Source organism: Micromonospora sp. NPDC005163 (genome assembly GCF_053599835.1).
In genome coordinates, this window is record NZ_JBSFYP010000086.1 from 1 (window position 1) to 24143 (window position 24143).

Annotated in this window: 24 protein-coding genes; 8 read left to right on the forward strand and 16 right to left on the reverse strand. The window is 71.9% G+C overall.

The genetic code is table 11. The features are described 5' to 3' along the window. The coding region (locus tag ACWD6N_RS33635; protein ID WP_450006107.1) for an FGGY family carbohydrate kinase at nt 1–1004 on the reverse strand (1004 nt) is incomplete at its 3' end. 262 nt (nt 1005–1266) lie between these two features. On the opposite strand from ACWD6N_RS33635, the gene ACWD6N_RS33640 reads away from it, so the two are divergent. Then, on the forward strand, nt 1267–3186 hold the full coding sequence (locus tag ACWD6N_RS33640) for a chorismate-binding protein (RefSeq protein ID WP_354967570.1): 1920 nt from the start codon (nt 1267–1269) through the stop codon (nt 3184–3186). Nucleotides 3187–3291: 105 nt separating this feature from the next. Here ACWD6N_RS33640 and wrbA read toward each other — a convergent pair whose 3' ends face one another. From wrbA to ACWD6N_RS33660, 4 genes are all read right to left on the reverse strand, one after another. Beyond that, the gene (gene wrbA, locus ACWD6N_RS33645) at nt 3292–3909 is read right to left on the reverse strand and encodes an NAD(P)H:quinone oxidoreductase (RefSeq protein ID WP_354967569.1); all 618 of its coding nucleotides are present in this window, start codon (nt 3907–3909) and stop codon (nt 3292–3294) included. 158 nt (nt 3910–4067) lie between these two features. Beyond that, nucleotides 4068–4436 carry a DUF3037 domain-containing protein gene (locus tag ACWD6N_RS33650; protein ID WP_354967568.1) on the reverse strand — a complete coding sequence of 123 codons (369 nt, stop codon included), beginning with the start codon at nt 4434–4436 and terminating at the stop codon, nt 4068–4070. Next, nucleotides 4433–5194 (reverse strand): HipA family kinase, encoded by a 762-nt coding sequence (locus ACWD6N_RS33655; RefSeq protein ID WP_354967567.1) that lies wholly within the window; start codon nt 5192–5194, stop codon nt 4433–4435. The genes ACWD6N_RS33650 and ACWD6N_RS33655 overlap by 4 nt, the downstream gene beginning before the upstream one ends. A 450-nt stretch (nt 5195–5644) precedes the next feature. Then, the gene (locus ACWD6N_RS33660) at nt 5645–6001 is read right to left on the reverse strand and encodes a hypothetical protein (RefSeq protein ID WP_354967566.1); all 357 of its coding nucleotides are present in this window, start codon (nt 5999–6001) and stop codon (nt 5645–5647) included. A 209-nt stretch (nt 6002–6210) separates the two neighbouring features. On the opposite strand from ACWD6N_RS33660, the gene ACWD6N_RS33665 reads away from it, so the two are divergent. Then, the gene (locus tag ACWD6N_RS33665; protein ID WP_387328556.1) at nt 6211–7320 is read left to right on the forward strand and encodes a winged helix DNA-binding domain-containing protein; all 1110 of its coding nucleotides are present in this window, start codon (nt 6211–6213) and stop codon (nt 7318–7320) included. Nucleotides 7321–7438: 118 nt separating this feature from the next. On the opposite strand, the gene ACWD6N_RS33670 is transcribed toward ACWD6N_RS33665, so the two are convergent. Genes ACWD6N_RS33670 through ACWD6N_RS33685 form a run of 4 tightly spaced genes read right to left on the reverse strand, consistent with a single transcriptional unit; the run spans nt 7439 to nt 11780 of the window. Next, nucleotides 7439–8647: an ABC transporter ATP-binding protein gene (locus tag ACWD6N_RS33670; protein ID WP_387328558.1), complete on the reverse strand. Its 1209-nt coding sequence runs from the start codon at nt 8645–8647 to the stop codon at nt 7439–7441. A 10-nt stretch (nt 8648–8657) separates the two neighbouring features. Beyond that, nucleotides 8658–9500, reverse strand: a complete 843-nt coding sequence (locus ACWD6N_RS33675) for a carbohydrate ABC transporter permease (protein ID WP_387328561.1) — start codon at nt 9498–9500, stop codon at nt 8658–8660. A 1-nt stretch (nt 9501) separates the two neighbouring features. Further along, nucleotides 9502–10497: a carbohydrate ABC transporter permease gene (locus tag ACWD6N_RS33680; protein ID WP_450006109.1), complete on the reverse strand. Its 996-nt coding sequence runs from the start codon at nt 10495–10497 to the stop codon at nt 9502–9504. Then, on the reverse strand, nt 10494–11780 hold the full coding sequence (locus ACWD6N_RS33685) for an ABC transporter substrate-binding protein (protein ID WP_387328567.1): 1287 nt from the start codon (nt 11778–11780) through the stop codon (nt 10494–10496). Before ACWD6N_RS33685 ends, ACWD6N_RS33680 begins: the two co-directional genes overlap by 4 nt. 252 nt (nt 11781–12032) lie before the next feature. Between ACWD6N_RS33685 and ACWD6N_RS33690 the strand changes: the two genes are divergently transcribed. The 3 genes from ACWD6N_RS33690 to ACWD6N_RS33700 all read left to right on the forward strand — a co-directional run bounded on the left by ACWD6N_RS33690 (nt 12033) and on the right by ACWD6N_RS33700 (nt 13675). After that, a complete protein-coding gene (locus tag ACWD6N_RS33690; protein WP_387328570.1) occupies nt 12033–12734 on the forward strand; it encodes a VOC family protein in 702 nt (233 codons plus the stop codon). A gap of 184 nt (nt 12735–12918) precedes the next feature. Beyond that, on the forward strand, nt 12919–13350 hold the full coding sequence (locus tag ACWD6N_RS33695; RefSeq protein WP_387328573.1) for a hypothetical protein: 432 nt from the start codon (nt 12919–12921) through the stop codon (nt 13348–13350). A 46-nt stretch (nt 13351–13396) separates the two neighbouring features. Continuing rightward, nucleotides 13397–13675 (forward strand): hypothetical protein, encoded by a 279-nt coding sequence (locus tag ACWD6N_RS33700; protein ID WP_121655610.1) that lies wholly within the window; start codon nt 13397–13399, stop codon nt 13673–13675. 25 nt (nt 13676–13700) lie between these two features. Here the strand turns inward: ACWD6N_RS33700 and ACWD6N_RS33705 are convergent, their stop codons facing one another. The 3 genes from ACWD6N_RS33705 to ACWD6N_RS33715 all read right to left on the reverse strand — a co-directional run bounded on the left by ACWD6N_RS33705 (nt 13701) and on the right by ACWD6N_RS33715 (nt 16286). Further along, a complete protein-coding gene (locus tag ACWD6N_RS33705; RefSeq protein ID WP_354967559.1) occupies nt 13701–14486 on the reverse strand; it encodes a L,D-transpeptidase family protein in 786 nt (261 codons plus the stop codon). A gap of 415 nt (nt 14487–14901) precedes the next feature. Beyond that, nucleotides 14902–15612 (reverse strand): HAD family hydrolase, encoded by a 711-nt coding sequence (locus tag ACWD6N_RS33710; protein WP_354967558.1) that lies wholly within the window; start codon nt 15610–15612, stop codon nt 14902–14904. 41 nt (nt 15613–15653) lie between these two features. After that, nucleotides 15654–16286 carry a TetR/AcrR family transcriptional regulator gene (locus ACWD6N_RS33715; protein ID WP_354967557.1) on the reverse strand — a complete coding sequence of 211 codons (633 nt, stop codon included), beginning with the start codon at nt 16284–16286 and terminating at the stop codon, nt 15654–15656. A gap of 161 nt (nt 16287–16447) precedes the next feature. Here ACWD6N_RS33715 and ACWD6N_RS33720 point away from each other — a divergent pair, with 161 nt between their 5' ends. Next, nucleotides 16448–17650, forward strand: coding sequence for a low temperature requirement protein A (locus ACWD6N_RS33720; protein ID WP_450006111.1), 1203 nt, complete (start codon nt 16448–16450; stop codon nt 17648–17650). Between the two features lie 11 nt (nt 17651–17661). Here the strand turns inward: ACWD6N_RS33720 and ACWD6N_RS33725 are convergent, their stop codons facing one another. The 4 genes from ACWD6N_RS33725 to ACWD6N_RS33740 all read right to left on the reverse strand — a co-directional run bounded on the left by ACWD6N_RS33725 (nt 17662) and on the right by ACWD6N_RS33740 (nt 21853). Beyond that, on the reverse strand, nt 17662–18105 hold the full coding sequence (locus ACWD6N_RS33725) for an SRPBCC family protein (protein ID WP_354967555.1): 444 nt from the start codon (nt 18103–18105) through the stop codon (nt 17662–17664). 1 nt (nt 18106) lies between these two features. Then, nucleotides 18107–18457, reverse strand: coding sequence for an ArsR/SmtB family transcription factor (locus ACWD6N_RS33730; protein ID WP_387328584.1), 351 nt, complete (start codon nt 18455–18457; stop codon nt 18107–18109). Next, nucleotides 18454–18912, reverse strand: a complete 459-nt coding sequence (locus tag ACWD6N_RS33735) for an SRPBCC domain-containing protein (protein WP_387328586.1) — start codon at nt 18910–18912, stop codon at nt 18454–18456. The genes ACWD6N_RS33730 and ACWD6N_RS33735 overlap by 4 nt, the downstream gene beginning before the upstream one ends. A 235-nt stretch (nt 18913–19147) precedes the next feature. Further along, entirely contained in the window at nt 19148–21853 is a 2706-nt protein-coding gene (locus ACWD6N_RS33740; protein ID WP_387328589.1) for an MGH1-like glycoside hydrolase domain-containing protein, read from the reverse strand. 42 nt (nt 21854–21895) lie between these two features. Here ACWD6N_RS33740 and ACWD6N_RS33745 point away from each other — a divergent pair, with 42 nt between their 5' ends. Together ACWD6N_RS33745 and ACWD6N_RS33750 are read left to right on the forward strand one after the other, a co-directional pair. Next, nucleotides 21896–23839: an amylo-alpha-1,6-glucosidase gene (locus tag ACWD6N_RS33745; RefSeq protein ID WP_387328592.1), complete on the forward strand. Its 1944-nt coding sequence runs from the start codon at nt 21896–21898 to the stop codon at nt 23837–23839. Between the two features lie 137 nt (nt 23840–23976). Next, nucleotides 23977–24143 (forward strand): glycogen/starch synthase (locus ACWD6N_RS33750; protein WP_449939042.1); only part of this gene is annotated, 167 nt, incomplete at its 3' end.

A 24143-nucleotide genomic window follows, 5' to 3' on the forward strand; every position in this document is an offset into this window, starting at 1 on the left:
CGCGGGTCCGCCGGCCGCCCACCGCCCGCCGGCACCAGCGCCAGCGCCGCGTCCAGCTCGGCGCCCCGGGGCAGCCGCAGCTCCCGGTCGGCCCAGGCGAACAGGCTGCCGCCGCTGGAGTACGCCGCGCCGGTCACCACGTGGTCGTGGTCGACCCGGTAGCGCCACAGCCGTTCGGGCAGCCGGGGCAGCGGCCCGCCGGCCGGGACGCGCTGCATCAGTCGTACGGCGGCGGAGGTGCCGACGGTGACCGCGGCGCGGCTCGGGTCGACGCAGCCCGAGCCGACGTTCGAGGCGGCGCCGTCGCCCACCGGCGGCGACCACCGAGCCTCGGCCAGCTGCGGCCACCGGCGGGCGCGGTCGGGCCGCAGCCGGCCGTGCCACGCCAGCTCGCCCAGGGCCGGCAGCTCCCGCGGTCGCGTGCCGGCCAGCGCCAGCGCCTCCTCGTCCCAGCGCAGGTTGCCCAGGTCCAGCAGGCCGGTGCCGGAGGCCTGGGAGACCGACATGGGCGCCGCTTCGAGCAGCTCGCCCAGCACGTACTCGGGCAGGCCGACGAACCGGGTGATCGGTGTGCCGGACATCTCGCGCAGCCAGGGCAGCCGCACCGACCAGTAGGAGCGGTGCCACCAGCAGCCGGTGCGCTGGTGGAAGTCGTCCGGGTCGGCCGGGCCGGGCGCCCCGTCGAGCGGCGCCGGACGGGTGTCCAGCCAGGTGATCACCGGGCCCAGCGGGGTGCCGTCGCGGTCCAGCGGGAGCACCGAGTGCCACTGCGCCGAGACGGCCACCAGCTCGACGTCGCGCAGGTGGCCGCCCTCGGCCAGCTCGTCCAGGCACTCGATCAGGCAGGCGAGGTAGCCGGGACCGGAGAGGGTGCCGGTGCCGTCGTCGCCGAGGGCGAGGCTGACCTTCCGCCGGGCCAGGGCGCCGGGCAGCGGTTGGGTGTCCCCGTCCAGCACCAGCCCACGTACCGAGGAGGTGCCCAGGTCGAGCGCGAGAATGTTCATCGCCGGTCAAGTTACCCGGTGCCGGGCGTGTCGGAACGCTGGTCGGGCCGGGCGCACCGGTACACCCGAACGGCTACCCGGCCGCCCGGTGGGCGCGTAGGGTGGATCGCATGCTCGCGCACCTGACCTGCTGGTGGCCCGCCGACCCGGCGGCCACCTACCGCGCGTAGCTCCATCCACGCGGCCGCCATCGAGGCGGCCGCCGGATCTCCCGGCCCCGATGGCCGCCCCACCGGCGGCGCCCGGCCCGACGGAGAATCCGATGACCCACCTGACCGACCTGCTCGCCGCCGTCACCCGCGGCGTCGACCCCGGCCCCTTCGCTCTGCTGCGCCGCGACGGCGCCGATGAATTGGAGCTGTTCACCGGCCCGGTCGACACCGTGGACCGGCTGGTGGACATCCCCCTGCCGCCGGGGCCCGGGGCGCGGACGCTGGCCGTCGTGCCCTACCGGCAGATCACCGAGCGGGGCTTCGCCTGCGTCGACGACGGCGCCCCGCTGGAGTACCTCCAGATCCGCGAGCACCACCGGATCGCCCTGGCCGACGTGCTGGCCGCGCTGCCCGACGAGCCGGTGCGCGCCGTCGACGCCGCGTTCGACGTCACCGACGAGGAGTACGCGGGGACGGTGCGGCGGGTGCTGGCCGAGGAGATCGGCCGCGGCGAGGGCGCCAACTTCGTCATCCACCGCACCCTGCACGCCACCGTGCAGGGCCCGCCGCTGGTGGCCGCGCTGGCCGCGCTGCGCCGACTGCTGGTCGCCGAGCGCGGCGCCTACTGGACGTTCGTGGTGCACACCGGCGAACGGACCCTGGTCGGCGCCAGCCCGGAGCGGCACGTCAGCGTCGACGACGGGCTGGTGATGATGAACCCGATCAGCGGCACCTTCCGGCCCGCCGACGGCACGCCGGACCAGGCGGCGCTGCTGCGTTTCCTCGCCGACCCCAAGGAGGTCGAGGAGCTGTACATGGTGCTCGACGAGGAGCTGAAGATGATGGCGACCGTCGCCGAGCACGGCGGCCAGGTGATCGGCCCGTACCTCAAGGAGATGGCACACCTGGCGCACACCGAGTACCTGCTCGCCGGGCGGGGCACCCGCGACGTGCGGGAGGTGCTGCGGGAGACGATGTTCGCCCCCACCGTGACCGGCAGCCCGATGGAGAACGCCTGCCGGGTGATCGCCCGACACGAGCGGGTCGGCCGGGGCTACTACGCGGGCGTGCTGGCCCTGCTCGGCCACGACGACGCGGGCCGGCAGACGCTGGACGCGCCGATCCTGATCCGTACCGCCGAGATCTCCCCCACCGGCCGGCTGCGGGTGCCGGTGGGCGCCACCCTGGTCCGGCACTCGACGGCAGCCGGCGAGGTGGCCGAGACGCACACCAAGGCGGCCGGGGTGCTGGCCGCGCTCGGTCTCGGCCCGGCGGCGCCCGTCGGCGGACGCGGGCCGCTCGCGCGGCTGGCCGACGACCCGGCGGTACGCGACGCGCTGGCCGCACGTAACGCCCCGCTGGCGCGGTTCTGGCTCGACCAGCGGGCACCGGACGCGCCGGGCCTGCCCGGGCTGGTCGGCCGCCGGGCGCTGATCGTGGACGCCGAGGACACCTTCACCGGGATGCTGGCCCACCAGTTGGGCGCGTTGGGTCTGGCGGTCACGCTGCGGCCGTGGCACGCCGGTGGCCCCCTCGACGCCTACGACCTCGTGGTGGCCGGGCCGGGACCGGGCGACCCGGGCAGCCCGGACGAGCCGAAGATGGTGGCGCTGCGAGCGCTGCTGACCGGGCTGCTCGCGAGCGGCCGGCCGACCCTCGCGGTGTGCCTCGGCCACCAGGTGCTGGCCGGGCTGCTGGGGCTGCCGCTGCACCGTCGGGAGGCGCCCTACCAGGGGTTGCAACGCGAGGTGCCGCTGTTCGGGCACGTCCGCCGGGTGGGCTTCTACTCCACGTTCACCGCTCGCGCCGACGCGGACCGGCTGGACACCGCGTACGGGCCGGTGGAGCTGGCCCGGGACGTGCGCGACGGCGCGGTGCACGCCCTGCGTGGGCGCGGCTTCGCCGGCCTGCAGTTCCATCCGGAGTCGGTGCTCAGCCCGGACGGGCTCGCCGTGCTGACCGAGCTGCTGGGCGACCTGCTGCCGGCGCCGCACCCGGACGAGCTGTCCGCCGCCGGCGGCCGGGCATAGTCACCCCCGCCCGGGGGTACGGCGGAATCGACCGGCGGCGCGGACGGGCCGAGAGCCCCCGCCCGCGCCGCCGGTCCCCTGCTGTGGACCGCGTCCCCGCTGCGGTCAGCCGGCCAGGCCCTTCTTCAGGGCGGTGCCGATCTGCACCGCCCGCCGGGCGGTGAGCGCGGCGGCGCCCAGCGCCACGCTGTCCGGGGCGATCTCCCCGTTGTTGCTGGTGTGCGAGGCGCCGTAGGGGTTTCCCGCGATGAACTGGCTGGTGTCGGTGTAGCCGGGGGTGACCACGATCCCGCCCCAGTGGTAGAAGACGTTGAAGAGCGAGGTCAGGGTCGTCTCCTGCCCGCCGTGCGCCGTCGCCGTCGAGGTGAAGGCGGAGTAGACCTTGTTGGCCAGCGCGCCCTGGGCCCAGAGCGGGCCGGTGGTGTCGATGAACTGCTTCAGCTGGGCCGCCACCAAGCCGTACCGGGTCGGCGCACCGAGGATCGCCACGTCGGACCAGGCCAGATCGTCGACCATCGCCTCGGGCACGTCCTGGGTCTCCAGGTGGTGCGCCTGCCACCCGGAGTTGGAGCGGATCGCCTCGTCCGGCGCCAGCTCGCGTACCTTGCGCAGGCGCACGTCGGCACCGGCGTCCCCGGCGGCCTCGCAGACGGCCTGCGCCATCTGGTACGTGATGCCGGTGGCGCTGTAGTAGATCACCGCTACCTTGGTCTGGGCAGCCATCAGATGTTCCCCTTCTCGTCTGAGTCAGCTCCGGCGACTACCCCCCACCCGCACCGTCAAACGAGATCCGGCCCCGCTGTCCGCACCGAGCGGCCCGGCCGAGGCCTCAATTTCTCCGCGTAGCGCGGTCAGGGGTCTGCCGGCCGGTCCCGCCCCGCTCAGCGGACCAGGGCCGCCATCAGTCGCTCCAACTCCGCCGCCGGGTCGGCGGTGAGCCCGGTGTGCACCGGCCCGGTCTGGATCATCGTGCTGCGCGGCGCGGCCAGCCAGTGGAACCGCTCGCCGAGCCGCATCCGGGTCGCCGGACCGTCACCGGCGCAGGTCCGGTCCCAGGATTCCAGCACCGCGGCCACCGCCGGCAGGTCGACGTCGGGTGCGAGCGCGCGGACCCGGTCGGCGTCCAGGTGCGTCCGCGCGGCCAGGAAGTCGCGCTGCTGGCAGTAGAGCAGCACCCCGACGTTGATCTGCTCGCCGCGCTCGATGCGGGGCACCAGCCGGATGACGGCGTACTCGAATGGTTGTCTCATGCCGCGCTCCCCTGCGGGAGCCAGTCGGCGGTGCGGGCGACCCGGGCGGACAGGTGCGCCAGGTACGCCTCCCGCGCCGCGTCGGCCGAATCGAAGTCGGCGGCGGCGGTGAGCCACTCGTCGGGCACCAGCGCCAGCACCTCGGTGAGCAGCTCCGGGGTGACCCGTGGCGCCAGCTCCGCGTCGGCCTCGGCCAGTCGGGAGGCGTACGGCGCCAGCACGTGGTCCTCGGCCCGGTACGCCCGATGCACGGCCGCGGCGGCGCGCGGCCAGTTGTGGTGGAAGTACAGGCAGGCGCCGTGGTCGATCAGCCACAGCTCCCGGTGCCAGACCAGCAGGTTCGGGTTGCGCCAGCTCCGGTCGACGTTCTCCACGTAGGCGTCGAACCAGAGCACCCGGGAGGCCAGCATCGCGTCGACGGGGTGCGCGACCGGGTCGAAGCCCAGCGCACCCGGCAGGAAGTCCATGCCCAGGTTCGCGCCGCCGCTGTTGCGCAGCAGCTCCTGCACCTCCTGGTCGGGCTCGGCACGCCCGATCACCGGGTCGATGTCGAGCACCACCAGCGGCGGCACCCGCAACTCCAGCCGGCGGGCCAGCTCACCGCAGATCACCTCGGCGATCAGCGCCTTGGGCCCCTGCCCGGCACCGCGGAACTTCGCCACGTACGTGCCGAGGTCGTCGGCCTCCACCACGCCGGGCAGCGAGCCACCCTCGCGCAGCGGGGTGACGTATCGGATCGCGGTGACCTGGCGGAGCACGTCGCCCACCCTACTGTGATCTCCGGCCGCGCCCGCCGGAAGTGTGCCGTGGACCGCGTCAACGGACCCTCTTGTGACCGGAGACGACGTGTAACCACGCGTGAAGTCTGGACGGGCTGCCACCCATGAATCGCGTCCTTTGCTCTGCTTACTCGGACGCAACACCGCGCTGAGCAGGGATTACGCCGCAGCTTCGCGCGAAGCTGCTCGGCAGGGCCGAACCCTGAGTAACTGTTGCGCCCGCCTAAGCAGTGCAAAGGGAAATGGGACAGTGGTCGGGAGCGCGCCGCGGGTCACCCGATGTGACGGGCCGAGGTGCTCCGTCGCCCACCGCGAGGGACGTCGCGCCCGCGAGGGACGTCGCGCCCGCGAGGGCGTCCGTCCGCCGCGCCGTGCCCGTCAGGGCCCTGCCCGCCCGCCGAGGCGGACGTGCCCAGCGTGCCACCGGTGTCAGTCGAGCTTGTCGCGCAGGTCGTCGACCTGCTGCTGGAGGCGGTCCACCGCGCCCTCGTTGTTGATGAAGGTGGTGATGCCCGCGGCGAGGCCGAGGCCGATCAGCACCGCCAGGATGCTCAACACGAGGCCGCCGACCGCCACACCCCGCCCGGTCACCCCTGGTCGCGCGGCCATCTTCAGCCCGACGATGCCCAGGATGATCCCGATGATCCCGAGCACCAGACCGAGCCAGGCCAGGATCGCGGTCAACACGCTGATCAGCCCGGACACCCCGAAGACCAGGGCGAAGGTGGCGGCCGCGCTGGTCTTGGCGCCGGTGCCCGCCCGATGGCCCTGGGACCCGGCAGTCACGCCGGATCCGCGGGCCGGTTCGCTTGCGGCAGTCATGACACTCCCTTCCGCACGCGCGGCGCGCGCACTTCCGGTCGGCCGCTTCCCCACTGCGCTGGCCGTTATGCCCCCGACTGCGATCCGGCGGCGGGTGCGCGGGGTGTCGTGTCGACCCGGACGTCGGTGGGTGGCCCTAGGCTGGCGGCCCCGACAACCGGAAGGAGCACCCGATGCCCGTCGACCTCAGCGCGGCCGACGCGTTGGCGCTGCGGATGACCAGCCTTCTGCTGCGCCCGCACCCGGTCACGCGACCCGGCACCGTCGGCGAGGTGGTCGAGTGGTTCGGTGCGATGCAGGCGCAGGACCTGGCCAGCGGGCTGTGGTCGCTGGGTGCCCGGCTGCCCGGGTGGACCGTGGCCGACGTGCAGGCGGCTCTGGAACGGCGCGAGGCGCTGCGCACGTGGCCGATGCGGGGCACCGTGCACCTCGTCCCGCCCACCGACGCGCGCTGGATGCTGGAGGTGACCGGCATCCGGTCGCTGGCCGGCGCGACGACCCGACGGGGGCAACTCGGGCTCACCGACGTCGACGCGGACCGGGCGGTGGACGTGCTCGGTGCGGCGCTGGCCGGCGGTGGCCGGCTCACCCGGGCGCAGTGTCTGGCCACCCTCCGCGCGGCCGGCCTGGGCACCGACGGTCAGCGGGGCTACCACCTGCTGTGGTACGCCAGCGTGCGCGGGGTGACCTGCCTGGCGCCGAACATCGGCACCGAGCAGACCTTCGCGCTGCTCGACGAGTGGGCGCCCGGGCCACGCCGGCTGGACCGGGAGGAGGCGCTCGCCCTGCTGGCCCACCGCTACGTGCGCGGGCACGGGCCGGTCAGCGCCCGCGAGTTCGCCGGCTGGACCGGCCTCACCCTGACCGACGCGCGGCGCGGGCTGGCCGCCGCCGGCGACGCGCTGACCGTGGTGCGGGTTGACGGCGAGGAGATGTACGTCGACGCGGCGTTGGCCGACGCGCCGCGCACGCCGGTCGACGACGTGCTGGTGCTGCCCGGCTTCGACGAGTACCTGCTCGGCTACCGGGATCGCGCGCTGATGCTCGATCCCGCGCACCAGGCGGCGGTCGTGCCGGGTAACAACGGCATCTTCCAGGCCACCGTGGTGCGGGCCGGCCGGGTGGTGGGCCTGTGGAAGCGGCGCATCGCCCGGGCCGCGGTCACCGTGGCGATCCAGCCGCTGACGCCGCTGGACTCCGGTGAACGTGCCCGGGTGGAGCAGGCACTGGGTCGGTACGCGGGCTTCCTCGGCCTGCCACCCCGGTTCGACTGGCCGGTCTGACCGGGGCTCGCCTCGGCGTCAGTCCTCGGCCGGGCGGGCCGGTCGCGGGCGGGCCGCGGTGGGCAGCTCGACGGGGCCGGCGGGTGAACCCCGCCGGCCCCACCATGATGGACGCCACTCAGTTGGCGAGCGCGCCGGCCGCCCGTCCCTCGTGCAGCGTGAGGTTGCGGCCGTTGGTCGGGTCGAACAGGTGGATCTTCTCCAGGTTGAACCAGACCCGGCGCGACTGCCCCTCGGCCACCGGTGACTCGGCCGACAGCCGGGTGACCAGGTTCCCGCCACCACTGGCGAAGTCGGCGGCGCCCGCGTCGGCGGCCAGCTCCTCCAGCTCGGCGGCGCTGGCCCGCTCCCCCTCGACGGTGAAGTAGACGTACTTGTCCGAGCCCATCGACTCGACGATCTCCACCGGCGCCTCGAACTCCAGGCCCCGGCGGCGGGTGTCCTCGTCGACGAGCTCGGCGTCCTCGAAGTGCTCGGGGCGGATGCCGAGGATCAGCTCGCGCGGCGCGTCGGCCGCCTCCAGCTCGCGGCGGACCCGGTCGCCGAGCGGCACGTCGCCCAACGCGGTACGCAGCCCGCCGTCCTGCACGGCGGCGTGCAGGAAGTTCATCGACGGCGAGCCGATGAAGCCGGCCACGAAGAGGTTGCGCGGGTGGTCGTACAGCTCCTGCGGGGGCCCGACCTGCTGCACCGCACCGCCGCGCATGATGACCACCCGGTCGCCGAGGGTCATCGCCTCGGTCTGGTCGTGGGTGACGTAGACGGTGGTGGTGCCGAGCTGCTTCTGCAACCGGGACACCACGGTACGCATCTGCACCCGCAGCTTCGCGTCCAGATTGGACAGAGGCTCGTCCATGAGGAACGCCTTCGGCTGACGGACGATCGCCCGACCCATCGCCACCCGCTGGCGCTGCCCGCCGGAGAGGTTCGCCGGCCTACGGTCCAGCAGCGAGGTCAGCTCCAGCACCTTCGCCGCCTCGTCGACCTTCTGGTTGATGGTCTCCTTGTCCAGCTTCGCCAGCCGCAGCGGGAACGCCATGTTCTCCCGCACGGTCATGTTCGGGTACAGCGCGTACGACTGGAACACCATGGCGATGTCCCGGTCCCGGGGGGCCTTGTCGTTGACCCACTGGCCGCCGATGCGCAGCTCGCCGGAGCTGATGTCCTCCAGCCCCGCGATCATGTTGAGGGTGGTGGACTTGCCGCAGCCGGAGGGTCCGACCAGGATGACGAACTCGCCGTCGGCGATCTCCAGGTCGACGTCCTGCACGGCGACGGTCCCGTCCGGGAACTTCTTGCTCACCTTGTCGAGCACGATGTCAGCCACGACTACTCACCTATCCCTTGACTGCGCCGGAGGTCAGGCCGGACACGATGCGGCGCTGGAAGAAGAGGACGAACAGGATGATCGGAACGGTGATCACGACGGCGGCCGTACAGATCGCCCCGGTGGGGTCCTCGAACTGCGACTCGCCGGTGAAGAACGACAGGGCGACCGGCACCGTACGAGCCCGCTCGGTGGAGGTCAGCGTGATGGCGAACAGGAAGTCGTTCCAGCAGAAGATGAAGACCAGGATCGCCGTGGTGAACAGCCCGGGCGCGGCCAGTGGGGCGATGACCCGTCGGAACGCCTGCCCCTGGGTGGCGCCGTCCATCTGCGCCGCCTTCTCCAGGTCCCACGGGATCTGCTTGAAGAACGCCGACAGCGTGTAGATCGCCAGCGGCAGCGCGAAGGTGATGTACGGCAGGATCAACCCGGGCCAGGTGTCGAAGAGGCCGAGCTGACGCTCGATCTCGAACAGCGGCGACACCAGCGATACCTGCGGGAACATCGCGATCAGCAGGGAGACGCCGACCAGCAGCCCCTTGCCGGGGAAGTCCAGCCGGCTGATCGCGTACGCGGCCATCGCGCCGAGCACCACCGCGACCAGCGTGGCGATCAACGCGATGCCGATCGAGTTGATCAGTGCCCGGACGAACTGGTCGGTGTCGAAGATCGTCCGGTAGTTGTCCAGCGTCCACTCCCGGGGAATGAAGTTCCCGTCGGTGAGGGTGGCCGGCGTCTTGAACGACAGCGACGCGATCCACAGCACCGGGACCAGCGCGAAGACGACCACGAGGATGTCCAGGAGACCCCAGCGCACCCGGGCCCGGGTGGTGGTTTCGGTACCGGTGGCCATGTCAACGCCTCTCGGAGTCGTCGCTGCCCGGGGCAGCGGTGCCGAACAGCTTCACGAAGACAAAGGCGATGATCGCCACGGTGATGAAGATCAGCACCGACATCGTCGACCCGATGCCGAGGTTCAGGCCCCGGATCAGGTTGTTGTAGGCCAGCATCGACACCGACGACGTCTCGTTGCCGCCGGCGGTCAGCACGAAGATGTTGTCGAAGACCCGGAACGCGTCCAGGGTGCGGAACAGCAGCGCGACCAGGATCGCCGGCTTCATCACCGGCAGCATGACCTTGGTGAACCGCTGCCACGACGTCGCGCCGTCGGTGGAGGCGGCCTTGAGCAGGTCCTCCGGGACCAGCGCCAGCCCGGCCATCAGCAGCAGCGCCATGAACGGGGTGGTCTTCCAGATCTCGGCGAGCATGATGATCGCCAGCGAGCTGGCCCGCTCGGTGAGCGGCGCCCCGTCGCTGAACAGGTTGGCCAGGTAGCCGGTGCCGGGCGTCCAGGCGTACCGCCAGGAGAACGCGGCGACGACGGTGACGATGCCGTACGGGATCAGCGCCGCGGTCCGCACGATGCCCCGCCCGACCGGCGTGCGGTGCATGATCAGCGCCAGCCCCATGCCGAGCACCAGCTCGACGGCCACGGTGACCACCGTGATCAGCATGGTCACCCCGAACGCGGTCCACCAGAACTCGTTGGTGAGCACGGTGACGTAGTTCTCCAGCCCGATGAACTCGCGCTCGTCGGGGAAGCGCAGGTCGAAGCGTTGGAGCGACAACCAGACCGAGTAGAGGATCGGGTACGCGGTCACCGCGACCATGACGAGCGCGGCCGGCGCGCAGAGCAACCAACCGAGCTTGCGTTCGGCCTTCTTGTTCTCGCTCAGCGGCGGCTTGCGACGGCCGGCGCGCTGGGTGGGGACGGTCGCGTGCCGGCCGGTGGAGCGGGTGGTCTCCTCGGCGGTCACGTCCGCCCCGGTCGGGGTCGCGGGCAGACTCATGGGAGAACCCCCTTGGACTGGAGGGCATCGGCGATGGCGGAGCGCAGCTCGTCCGCGGTCTGCTGCGGACGGATCGCCGACGGCGGCGACAGGATCGCCGACATCACGGTGGAGATGCTCTGGTAGGCCGGGGTCAGCGGGCGGGTCGCCGGCTCCTTCAGCTCCTCCAGGATGGTGTCCTTCATCGGGTACGCCTCGGTCATCTCCGGCTCGTCGTAGACGGCCTCGATGGTGGGCGGGACGCCGTCGTTGATGGCGGAGAACTTCTGGTGCTCGGCGTCGCGGATGCACCGGGCCGCCTCGAAGGACAGCTCCGGGTGCTTGGAGTAGGAGCTGATTGCCAGGTTCACCCCGCCGATGGTGACCTTGCTGGGGGTGTTCTCGTCGACGCCCGGGATCCGGGCCCAGCCGACCTGCTTCGCCAGTTCGGGGTTCGCCTCCTGAAGGGCCGGATAGACGAACGGCCAGTTCACCTGGAAGGCTCCCGCACCGGACTGGAACTCCAGCCGGACCGGATCCTCGATGGCGTTGGTGAACGACGGCGAGGTCACGCCCGACGTGGCGAAACGCTGCAACTGCTCCAGCGCCCGGACCGTGCCGGCGTCCATCACGGCCTGCTTGCCGTCGTCACTGAGGATCTTCCCGCCGGCGCTCTCGGCCAGGGTGTTGTAGAGGACGACGAGGCCCTCGTACTGGGCGCCCATGGTGAGCACCTGGTACGGCTTGCCCTGCTCCTTGAGCTGCTGGGCAGCGGTGATCATCTGGTCCCAGGTCTTCGGCGGCTGCGGCACCAGGTCCTTGCGGTACCAGAGCAACTGGACGTTGGTGTTCTTCGGCGCGGCGTAGAGCTTGCCCTCGTAGCGGGCGGTGTCCAGCGGCCCGGAGAGGGTGCCCTGCTCGACCTCGGTCTTGTCCTGGCCGGTCCACTCGCGGATCCAGTCCGCGCTGGCGAACTCCTGGGTCCAGGTGACGTCCAGGCCGAGCACGTCCATCCCGGTGTCCTCGGCGGCCAGCCGACGCACCATCTGCACCCGCTGTTCGTCGGCCTGCCGGGGCAGCACCTGGTAGGCGATCTCGTACCGCCCCTGGGCCTGCGCGTTGCAGTCGTCGACGACCTTCTGCAGGTTCTGCTCCGGCGGGTAGTACAGGTTGATCGTCGGTGGGCCACCAGCGTCACCGGAACCGCAGGCGGCCATGGGCGCCACCAGCGTCAGCGCGGCGGCTGCCGCCACCGCGCGTACCCGTGGTCGCCGTCGACGTCGGGCCTCGTCAGGGTCGCTCATCACCCCTCCCCTCTTGTCGGCCAGCCGCCGGGGAAACGCACCGCGCCCCGGCGCACGGCGAGACGATCGGGGCGCTGGACCAGCGGCGCGCGACCCCGGACGTTTCGTGGCCTTCACACTGCCCGACCTGGAAAGTCGCGAAACCTGACGCCAGTGGGGACCTGGCCGGCCGGCCCGGTGTGCGCGACGTCACTTCGGTCGGGTCGGAGGGGGCCGCGTACTCGAGGGCCGGGGGCCCGGCATGCTGTGCCGGTGATCGCACGCTTCAAGGACCTCTGCCTGGACGCCGCCAACCCGCGCCTGCTGGGTGCCTTCTGGGCCCGGATCCTCGACGCCGACGTGGCCGACGCCGGCGGCGAGGACACCCGCGTCGACCCTCGTGCCGCCCGCTCGGGCGCCGAGTCGATCTGGGTGAACCAGGTGCCGGAGCCGCGTACCGGCAAGACCCGCGTACACCTGGATCTGCGGCTGGCCGGCGCGGAGCCGTCGGCGCTGATCGCGGCCGGCGCCCGGCTGCTCCGCGCACCGTCCGGGGACGTGACCTGGTGGGTGCTCGCCGACCCGGAGGGCAACCCGTTCTGCGGGTTCGCGGCCCGCAAGGACACCCGGCCGGGCCCGTTCGAGCTGGTCGTGGACTCCGCCGACCCGGCGGCCCAGGCGGCCTGGTGGGCGGGGGTGGTCGGTGGCACCGCCGAGTACGGCTCCGGTACCGCGTCGCTGGTCGGCGCGGCCGGGTTCCCCTGGGAGCGCTGGGTGTTCGACGCGGTGCCCGAGCCCAAGACGGTCAAGAACCGGATGCACTGGGACGTCGATCTGGTCGACCCGGAGCCCGCGGCGCTGATCGCGGCGGGCGCGACGCTGCTACGCGAGCCGCAGGACGAGAGCCGCTGGTGGGTCCTGGCCGACCCGGAGGGCAACGAGTTCTGCGCCTTCGCGCCGCGTCCCATCGGGTGAGCGACCGACTACCCAGCGCGGGCACTGTCGACTAGCGTCTTCCTAGCGCCACAGCCAGCGCGTTCGCCGCCGACGTCGACACGCCTCCGGCCGACCCCAGCCTGCCCGTTCGGTTGGTAATCGCGGGAAGTCCCACCGCCATTCCCCCGGTTCGGCAGGATCGTCCCAACGAGGAGGTGCCGTCGTGCAGGACACCCGCGCTCTCGCCCTGACGTTCGAGGTGAGCGGCCTGCCACCGGTCAAGACCGAAGCGTTGTCCATCTTCGCCGCCGGGCACCGGCAGGCGACGAGGGTGCGCACCCTGCTCCAGGCCGCCCTGGCGGCGGCCCAACGCACCGGCTGGACGCCGTTGCCCGGGCCGATCGAGGTCGACCTGGTCCTGCGCTGCCCGCCCGGGCACCGTACGGCCGACGCCAGCGCCCTGCTCGGCGGCGTCTGCGCGGTGTTGCAGGACAAGAAGCGGGTGACCAGCATCGGCCTGGCCCATCTCGGCGTCCTGGTGGACGTCGCTCTCTTCGACGACGACCGGCAGATCCGCCGGTTGTCGTACCACGAGGAGCCGGCGGTGGACTTCTCGTACCAGGTGCGGGTCGCCGCCGTACCGGCTGAGGTTTGACCGACGGACGCGGTGGGGTACCGCCGACGCCGACGAAGGGAGCACCATGTCGGAGCCACATGTCACGCTCGACCCGCGCGGGCTCGACCCGGTGCAGCAGAAGCTGCGCGGCCCGTTGGAGGATCAGCTGACCTCGGCGCTCCAGGCCGCCACCGACCGGGTCCGCGCCGGTTACGCCGGCGAGCCGGTCGAGCAGGTCTGCCAGCGCCTGTTGGACGAGACACGCTCCGGGCTGCATCCTGACATCGCGGCCGGCTTCAACCCCGACATGGACGAGTTCTGCCGGGTGGCGGTGGCGATCGTCCGCGGCGGCGAGGTCTCCTGATCCACCGGCCCGCCCCGGGCTCAGCTCAGTAGCGGCGCATCTGGGCGTACGGGCTGAGCACGATGCGCGGCGACAGCGCCGGGTCCAGCCAGGTCAGCACATCGACCAGGTCATCGTGTGCGAGGGAGACACAGCCGGCGGTGGCGTTGCCGGCGCTGGTGCTGAACTGGTGCAGGAAGATGCCGCTGCCCGCGTTCGGCACCGGCTTCGACACGTTCGGCGGCATGTTGTAGGTGATCACCGCGAAGTGTGTGTACGCGGGCACCTCCGTCCACAGCGCCTCGCTGGCCCCGCCGGGGTTGGTCGAGCTGTGCTGGAAGGTGTTGTACAGCGACGACGACGGGTTCTCGTTCCACCAGTCACCGCTGACCAGCCGGTGGTACGGGTACCGCACGCCCGGGTTCGCGTCGATGCCGTACATGGTCGGGCCGATCGAGTAGACCCCGGTGGGGGTGGTCGGCACACCCTCCACGTGGTTGTCGCTGAACCCCTTGGAGCCGATCCGGGCGGGCACCAACCCCGAGGCGGGCATCCAGCGACCGCTGATCCGCACGTACGCCTCAAGGGTGGCGTAGGTGGTCGTGGAGCTGGTGGTGCCGACGATGAGCACCTGCTTCGTCTGCGCCGGCAGGGTTGTCAGCCGCGCGGCCAGGTTGCGGCGCGGCCAGACCGAGCCGGTGGATGCGGACACGGTCGCGACGCCCCGGGCCGGCGCGGGTCTGCTCGCGCCGAGCGCGGGTGCCGCCGGGCTGAGCAGGGTCGGCGCGGCCAGGCCCGCCGCGGCGCCGAGCAGGAGCGATCTGCGCTTCATTCCACCATCCTGACAGTCGGCCCGGCACGCGGCTGTCCCGCCCGCCGGGAGGAGTGGTCGATTGGTTGGCCGGGTCAGGACCGGGTCCGCAACTGCCCGGCCCTGACCCCCGGTCATCCGGCATGGGAGCGGACAGCTCCAGCACCCCTGCCGCGCGCGGGCGTGGCTCAACGCCCACGCGGCTCGACAGGGAGGCCGGCCGCCCTGCACTCAGCTCCACGGTGCCCACTCGCCGGACGCCCGTTCGCCCCCGGCACACCCCGAAAGGCCGTGGACGCCGGCACAGGCTAGGCAGGCCACGGCGGGTCGGACAAGCCAGGCAGGACCGCCGGTGGCAGGACTTATCTCACGGGGAAAAACCGTCATGTCGGCGTAACGCGACCATGATCGCCGACGCTGTTCGGTCTCAGAGCGGTCAGAAGTGCCGCAGCAGGTCGCGGAACGCGGCCAAGCGCAGCACGCGGGCGTCGGTCGGGTCCAGTTCGTCGTCCTCCAGCACCCAGGTGTTCTCATTCGGAATGAACACCGCGTTCAGCCCGGCCGCGCGGGCCGGCAGGATGTCCGACTTCGGAGAGTTGCCGATCATCCAGGCGCCGGCCGGCTCGAACCCGTGCTCCCGCACCAACCACCGGTAGGTGTCGACGTTCTTCTCCGCGACGATGTGCGCGGCTCCGAAGTGGTGCAGCAGCCCGCACGCGTCCAGCTTGCGCTGCTGCTCCACCTGGTCCCCCTTGGTCAGCAGCAGCAGTTCGTGCCGACCGGCCAGCTCGTCGAGCGCGTCGGCCACCCCGGGCATCAGCTCCACCTGGTGCTCGACCAGGGCCACCGCCAGCCGCTCGATCTCCTGGCGCTCGGCGTCGGTGGCCGGTCGCTCACGCAGCCGCTCCAGGCACTCCGCCAGGCTGCGCAGGAAGACCTTGCTGCCGTAGCCGTGCGCCACCGTGTTGGCCCGCTCGATGTCGTCGAGGACGGCCCGCAGCTCCACCCGGTCCAGTGTCGGGTGGTCGAGCCAGGCCAGGAAATCGTCGATCACCCGCTCGAACACGACGTTGTTCTCCCACAACGTGTCGTCCGCGTCGAAGATCAGCACCTGCGCCTGCCGGCGCGCCGCCTGGTCCACCGTCATGCCGCCCCCCTTGTGATCAACGCTCCTGACGGTTCGGGACCTTAGGGCATGGCGCGAGGCGCACCCAAGGATTTTCCATCCGACTCGGCCGCCAGGCAGGGCCACCGCAACAACCGTTCCGCGATCATCGTCTCCCGCTCCTCCTGCGCCTCCGGACGCAACCGGCCACCCCGGGTGAGCATGACCATGCCGTGCAACAGACTCCAGCCCACCTCGGCCAGGGTGTCCGGATCACGCCCCTCGGCCAGCGGGGTCAGGGCCGCCCGCAGCTCGGCGAACACGCCGCGGGGAGCGGCCGGCACGCCGTCCACGCCGAGGGCCAGGTCGGGGGTCAGCGCGAGCATCGCGTCGTAGACCTCCGGATTCGCGTACGCGAAGTCGAGGTACGCGCTCGCCACCGCTGGCCAGACCCGTTCCGGATCGCCGGTCGCCTCCGCGTGCGCCTCGGCCAGGTCGGCGGCCAGGTCGGCGAAGGCGCACACCGCCACGGCGGCGAGCAGCGCCTCCTGATCGGCGAAGTGCCGGTAGAGGTCGCCGACGTCGACCTCGGCCCGCTCGGCCAGCCGCCGAGGGCTCACCCCCGTCCAGCCCTCGACCTCGGCCAACTCCCGCGCGACCGTGACGATGAGGTCGCGTCGGTCCTCTTCGGTGGCTCCCTCGGCAGATCCGGACACGACCACGAGCGTAAGTCGAAGACACCGACGGCAGCCGCGCGGTGACAGATTGGTGACTGTCCGTGCCGGACGGTCAGTGCCGCACCCGGCGCTTGGTCGTTAGGTGATGGGATCACCGGGACGGGAGGGCACGTGGTCATGGGACGGCACCCGGCGGGCGGATGAGTGAGAGGGGCGACGCGCGGCTGCTCCGCACCGAGAGCAGTCTCCAGCGAGCCACCTTCCTGGAACTCTTCCTCGACTTGGTCTTCGTCTTCGCGCTCACCAGGATCTCGGCCCGGTTGATCACGGATTTTACCGGTACCGAACGCGGCGCGCTCGCGGGTCTCGGTCAGGCCCTGCTGCTGCTCCTGGCCCTGTGGGCCGTCTGGTCGTTGACGGTCTGGTCGACCAGTTGGCTGAATCCGGAGGCGCCGGTAGTCCAGACCGTCATCGTCATGACGATGGCCGGCGCCATGGTGATGGCCGTCGCGGTGCCCGACGGCTTCGGCGCGCGGGCCTCCCTCTTCGCCGTCACCTACGTGACCCTCCAGATCGGCCGGGTGCTGTACTTCCACATCGCCGGACACGGCCGGCCGGATTCACGGCAAACGATCCGGGTGCTGGTCTGGCTCGGCTTGAGCGCACCGCTCTGGGTCGTCGGTGGGCTGATCGACGATGGCACGGTTCGTGGGTCGCTCTGGACCATCGCCGCGCTGGTCGACTATGTCGGGTTGTTCCTCGGGTGGCCGACACCCCGGGTCGGCGCGCAACGGATCGGCGGACAGACGATAGCGGCCGAACACCTGGCCGAGCGGTACCAACAGTTCCTCCTCATCGCGCTCGGCGAGGCGATCTTCGTCATCGGGTTGGCCTTCAGCGGCAGCCAGTTCCACACCGCGCAGACGGCCGGCTTCACGCTGGCGTTGGCGACCACCGTCCTGCTCTGGCGGATCTACTTCCACCTGGCGGGAGGCGTGCTGGGTGCGGCCATCAGCCGTTCCCGGGACGCCCCCCGCCTGGCCACCGACATGGCACTCGCCCACCTGGTCATGATCGCCGGGGTCGTGCTGACCGGCGTGGGCTTCGAGCTGTTCATCACCGAGCCACTCGGTGACCTTCCGGCGCCCTGGCTCATCGCCGTCCTCGGCGGCCCGGCGGTCTTCCTCGCCGGACGATCGGCCCTCGAATACCAGGTCTTCGGTCGGGTGTCCCGAGCCCGGACAGGTGGCCTGCTGGCCCTCGTGCTGCTGACGCCGGCAACGCTCCACCTGCCGCCCCTCGCGACCGGCGCGGCCACTGCCGTGGTGCTCCTGGGCGTCACCTACGCGGACGCGCGACGCTCACACCGCCGACCAGCGGAACAACCTGCACCACCGGTCTAGCCTGGCGGGGCTCAGTGCCAGTCGCTGATCCGGACGTCGTCCGGGGCCGGCCTGCCACGCCCGGTCTCCACAAGCTCCTTGAGACTCATGAGGAACATCGCCCACTTGGTGCTGCAGTGGTGCATGAACTCGACCGGCTCGCGCCAGCCCCCGTGGGTGAACTGGACGATGGTGTACTCACCGCGCTGGTCGAGGCGCCAACCGATCTCGGTGCCGATCCACTCCTCGGGGCCGTCAATGACCCGCCACCGCACGTGGCCGGAGGGGTCGAGCTGCACGACCTCCATGTCGAAGCCACCGACGTCGCCGAACCGGAAGGCCAGGCGGCCGCCGACCTCGCTCTTGCCGACCGTGTCGGTCGTCCACCAGCCGGCGATGCCCTCTGGAGTTGCCACCGCTCGGTAGACGTCGTCGAGTGAAGCGACGACTCCGACCCGGTGCAGGATGTCCACCATGTCACTCTCCCTGGTTGTCGTTGCGGTTGTGCTCGATGGCCTCGGCGATCCGCCTGATCCGGCGGAGGCGGGCGTCCCAGGTGGCACCGACCGCTGACATCTGGGCGGCGGCGCGGGCGAGCTGCGCCTCGTCGACCTGGTAGTGCCGCTCGCGACCGGCCGGCGCGGCGTGCACCAGACCGACCCGGTCCAGGACGGCCAGATGCTTCGAGACGGCCTGGCGGGTGACGGGCAGCCGCTCGCTCAGTGACGTGGCGGTGCCCGACCGCCCGGCGAGAAGAAGGTCGATCATCGTGCGCCGGATGGGGTCGCCGATGGCCGACCACAGGTCGTCGTCGACCGCGGTGCTCATGAGGTGGCGACCAGCCGCGCAACGTATGTGCCCAGCGCGGGAATGTAGTGGTCCCACCCGTTCACGTGGTCGCGGTACTGCTCCTCGATGACAGCGACCTCCCATCCCATCTCGCGGAACCCGGTCTCGGTCATGCGGATCTGGGTCCCCGTACCGGTCGGGGCCAGCTCGAAGGTGACCAGCAGCGAGGGCCCGCTCCGGGCCGGGTCCGAGTAGCACCACCGGAAAGAGAACCGCTTCGGAGGGTCGACCTCGACGACGGCGAGGGCGACGGTGTTCGTCTCGCCCGTCGCCGCGTCGCGCCACACGAGCTCACCGGGCGCGCCCGCGACCGGCTCGAACCGCGCGTCGTCGGGCCACCACTCCCGCATGTGCTCGGGCCGACTGATCACCTCGAAGACCACCTCGGGCGATGCGTCGACGTGAATGTCCCGCTCGATGGATCCGTGTTCCATGCCACCCAACCTTTCGCAACCTTTGGTTGCGTAAGGCTATAACATCCAGGACGCGACGCGCAACCTTTCGTTGCATGTTGAGTGGCGCGGCCAGCCCGCATGATCGGTGCTCGAACCAGGATCGAGTGGCCTCCGAACGCCGGGGACACCACTACAACATTGATCGAGCACGATCATGCCGGCGCCGCCGCCGACAACGCCGACGCCGCCGCCGGACGCGCGGGCGGCGGCGGGGTCAGCGGCGCAGGGTGAGGATCAGGTCGGCCACCAGCGCCGTCCAGCCCGTCTGGTGCCAGGCGCCCAGCCCGGCCCCGTTGTCGCCGTGGAAGTACTCGGGGAACGCGATCAGGTCCCGCCAGTCCGGGTGCGTCTGGAAGATCCGGCACGCGCCGTAGATCGGCCGCCGGCCCCAGTCGTCCTGCGTGAAGAGTGAGATCAGGCGTACGGAAAGGTCGTCGGCGATCTCGTCCAGCGTGCGCTTCACCCCGGAGCGGGTCGGGTACTCCACCTGAAGGTCGTCGCCGAAGAACGCCGCGTAGTCGCGCAGCGCGCTGATCAGCAGGAAGTTCGTCGGCATCCAGATCGGGCCGCGCCAGTTCGAGTTGCCGCCGAACAGCCCGCTGGTCGACTCCGCCGGCTCGTACCCGACGGAGAACTCCTGCCCACCGAGGGTGACCGAGAACGGCTTGTCGAGATGCGCGCGGGACAGCGTACGAAGGCCGAAGTCGGAGAGGAACTCGTCGCTGTCCAGCATCCGGGCGAGCAGCCGCACGACCTGCTCCGGGCCGACCATGGACAGCAGCCGCTGCTGGCGGCCGTCCGGGCCCAGCCGGCGGGTGCCGATCACCTCGGCGTACTCCGGTCGGTTGGTGAGGAACCAGCGCAGCCGGGCGCCCAGCTCCGGCAGCTGGTGCAGGGTCCGGGCGGTGAGCCGGGTGGTGGCGGCCAGCGGCAGCAGCCCGACCACCGACCGGACCTTCAGCGGCACCTTCGTGCCGTCGGCGAGCCGCAGCACGTCGTAGAAGAAGGCGTCCTCGTCGTCCCAGAGCCCCTGCTCGTACGCGGCGGCGGCGATGTACGCGAAGTGCTCGAAGAACTTGGTGGCCGTGTCCACCCAGGTGCGGTCGTGCTCGGCCAGCACGATCGCCATGTCCAGCATGTTCAGCGCGTACATGGCCATCCAGCCGGTGCCGTCGGACTGCTCCAGCACACCGGCCACCGGCAGCGCCGCCGACCGGTCGAACGGCCCGACGTTGTCCAGCCCGAGGAAGCCGCCCTCGAATACGTTGTTGCCGCCGGTGTCCTTCCGGTTGACCCACCAGGTGAAGTTGAGCAGCAGCTTGTGCATCACCCGGGCCAGGAACTCGTAGTCCCGGCCGCCGTCGATCTCGAACACCTTGAGCGCCGCCCACGCGTGCACCGGCGGGTTCACGTCACCGAACGCCCACTCGTACGCCGGGATCTGCCCGTTGGGGTGCAGGTACCACTCGCGCAGCAGGAGCAGCAGTTGCGCCTTGGCGAAGCCCGGGTCGACCCGGGCGATGCTCACGCAGTGGAAGGCCAGGTCCCAGGCCGCGTACCAGGGGTACTCCCAGGGATCGGGCATGGAGATGACGTCGAAGCTCGTCATGTGCCACCAGGCGCTGTTGCGCCCGTGGCGACGCCCGGCCGGCGGCGTCGAACCCGGGTCGCCGTCCAGCCAACGCTTGACGTCGAAGTGGTAGAACTGCTTGCCCCACATCAGCCCGGCGATGGCCTGCCGGGCCACGAGCGCCTCGTCGGGCGTGGCGGCCTCCGGGATCACGCCGGCGAAGAAGCGGTTCGCCTCGGCACGCCGCGCCCACACCACCGCCTCGAAGCCGTCGCCGAGATCCGCCCGGGGCGGCGGGGCGGCGGCCGGCGGCGACGCGGTGCGGGTCAGCCGCAGCCGGATCTGACGCTGTCCGCCGGCCGGCACGTCGAGCACGTAGTGCAGTGCGCCCTTGGTGCCCTCCCTGGCCGGGTTGACCGTGGCGGCGCCGTTGACCACGTGGTCGTTGATGCCGTCCTTCGGGTAGCGGGACCGGCCGGGCAGGCCCCAGAGACGCTCGGCGTTGGTGTCGTTGTCGCAGAGCAGCGGCACCGGGTCTCCGTCGCCCTCCAGCAGCAGTTGGCCGAGCACCCGGTGCTCGCCGACCAGCCGCGCGCCCTCACCGGTCAGCCGGGGAATCCGGTCAGCGCCGGGCAGGCCCCAGGCCCAGGTGTTGCGGAACCACAGGCTGGGCAGCACGTGCAGGGTGGCGGCCCGGTCGCCCCGATTGGCCACGGTCACCACCATGCACAGGTCGGTCGGGGACGCCTTGGCGTAGTCGACGCTGACCGCCCAGTACCGGTCGTCGTCGAAGATCCCCGTGTCCACCAGCTCGTACTCGGTGTCGTCCCGGCCGCGCTGCGCGTTCACCGCGACCAGCTCGTCGTACGGGAAGGCGGCCTGCGGGTAGTGGTAGCGCCAGCGCATCCAGGAGTGGGTGGGCGTGGAGTCCTCGTACCACCAGTACTCCTTGACGTCCTCGCCGTGGTTGCCGCCGTCACCGCCGAGGCCGAACATCCGCTCCTTGAGGATCGGGTCCCTGCCGTTCCACAGCGCCAGGGCGAAGGCGAACGTCTGCCGGTCGTCGCAGACGCCGGCCATCCCGTCCTCATTCCAGCGGTAGGCTCTGGACCGCGCGTGGTCGTGCGGGAAGTAGTCCCAGGCCGTACCGTGCTCGCTGTAGTCCTCCCGCACCGTCCCCCACGCCCGTTCGGACAGATAGGGACCCCATGCGCGCCAGTCCTGCTCCCCCGAGTCGGCCTGGGCGAGCCGGAGCCGCTCGGCGTCGGGTGGCGAGGCGTCGGAGGACGAACGGTCAGAGATCACGTGCACATCTTTGACGTCGCCGCGGTACTTGACCACAGCAGCCATTCTCGTCGTGGCGTGTTACACCCCGCCGCCGGTGGAGGAAAGTTGATCGACATTCACTTCGGCCCGCAGGTGTGCGGCGAGCTGACCAGCGCGGCCAGCCGGGAGTGGCTGGTGCCCGACGGCGTCGGCGGGTACGCGATGGGCACCGTCGCCGGGCTGCGGACCCGGCGCTACCACGGTCTGCTGGTGGTGCCCGGTGAGACGCCGGCGTCCCGCCGGGTGGGACTGGTCAGCCTCGACCCGTCGGTCACCCTGCCGTCCGGCGCGCGGGTCCGGCTCGGGGCGCACGAGTGGTCCTCCGCGGACGTCGACCCGCGCGGCTTCGAGCTGCTGGAGCGCTTCGACCTGGTCGACGGGCTGCCCCGGTGGCGGTGGCGGATCGGCGCGGTGGTGATCGAGCGGGAGCTGGCGATGCTGCCCGGCCGCTCCTGCGTGGCGGTGGTGCACCGGCTGGTGGCCGGCGGGCCGGTCCGGCTGGAGCTCTCCGCCGCCTGCACCTGGCGTGACGCGCACGGCGAGCGGCGGGCCGACGGCCCGACGCCGCAGGTCGAGGCGGTGGCCGACGGCGCGGTGGTCGAGGGGGCGTACCGGCTGGCCGGCCCGGGCTGGACGCCCGAGGGGCAGTGGTGGCTGGGTGTGCACCACCGCGAGGAGGCGAGCCGGGGGCTGCACCCCGACGAGGACCTCTGGTACGCGGGCCGCTTCGCCGGCGATCTGCGGCGCCCCGGTGACACCGTGTCGGTGCGGGCCTGGGCCGGCCGGCTCGACGAGGAGCCGCCGCCCGCCCCGGAGATCGTGGCGACGGCCCGGCGGCGTAACCGTCAGGTGGTGGCGACGGCGAAGCCGGCGGACCCGGTGGAGGCGACGCTCGCGTTGGCCGCGGACGCGTTCGTGGTGCGTACCGGCCGCACGGCGGTCGACGTGGTCGCCGGCTACCCGTGGTTCGGCGCGTGGTCGCGGGACACGATGATCTCGTACGAGGGGCTGTTCCTCTGCACCGGCCGGGCGGACGAGGGTCGGGAGCTGCTGCGGGCGTACGCGGCGACGCTGTCCGAGGGGATGCTGGCCAACACGGCCGACACCGGGCGGGTGGAGTACAACACCGTCGACGGCACGCTGTGGTTCCTGCACGCGGTGAGCCGGCACGTCACCGTCACCGGTGACACCGACCTCGGCGACGAGCTGCTGCCCGCGCTGCGCACGGTGATCGACGCGCACGTTGCCGGCACCCGCTACGGCATCGCCGTCGACCCGGCCGACGGGCTGCTCACCCAGGGTGCCCCGGGCACCGCGCTGACCTGGATGGACGCCCGGGTGTACGGGGTGCCGGTCACCCCGCGTTCCGGCAAGCCGGTCGAGGTCAACGCGCTGTGGATCAACGCGCTGGCCGGGCTCGCCGAGCTGACCGAGCTGGCCGGTCGGGACGCGGCCGAGCTGCGGCGACGGCACGGGCAGGCCACCGCCTCGTTCCGGGACCGCTACCCCGCGCCGGGCGGCTGGCTGCACGACGTGCTGGACGCGCCCGCACCGGCGTACCCGCTGGGCGGGGCCGCCCTGCACGACGACGACTCGCTGCGCCCCAACCAGCTGCTGGCCTGGTCACTTCCGTTCGCGCCGCTGGAGCCGGACGAGGCGACGCTGCGCCGGGTCGCGGCCGGGCTGCTCACCCCGCTCGGGCCGCGCAGCCTCGCCCCGGAGTCGCCGGAGTTCGTCGGCCGGCACCGGGGCGGCCCGGCCGAGCGGGACGGCGGCTACCACCAGGGCACCGTCTGGCCGTGGCTGCTCGGCCCGTACGTGGACGCCTGTCGCCGGGGCAAGATGTCGGTCGATGACGTGTTCGTCGGTATTGAGTCCCATCTGACCGAGTTCGGGCTAGGCTCGGTGAGCGAGACGGCCGACGGCCTCGCGCCGCACGCCGCGACCGGCTGCCCGTTCCAGGCATGGTCGGTGGCCGAGCTGCTGCGGGTGCGCCGAAAGGGCCAGTAGCGCTTTACACGACCGCAACGGCGGTGTCTCCGCTGGTTATCTCGCCCCCGGCAGGATTGGTCCGAGATCCAGACGCGACGGCGGGCACCGGCTCCGGTGCGGTCGGCGCGCGCCCGGACACAACCAGAGGGGGCCGCATGTCACCCGACGCCCACGTGATCGACATCCACCCCGCCCGGCAGCTGCGGGTGCTGATGCTCTCCTGGGAATACCCGCCGGTGCTCGTCGGCGGCCTCGGCCGACACGTCCACGCCCTCTCCGTCGCCCTCGCCACCGCCGGCCACGACGTCACCGTCGTCACCCG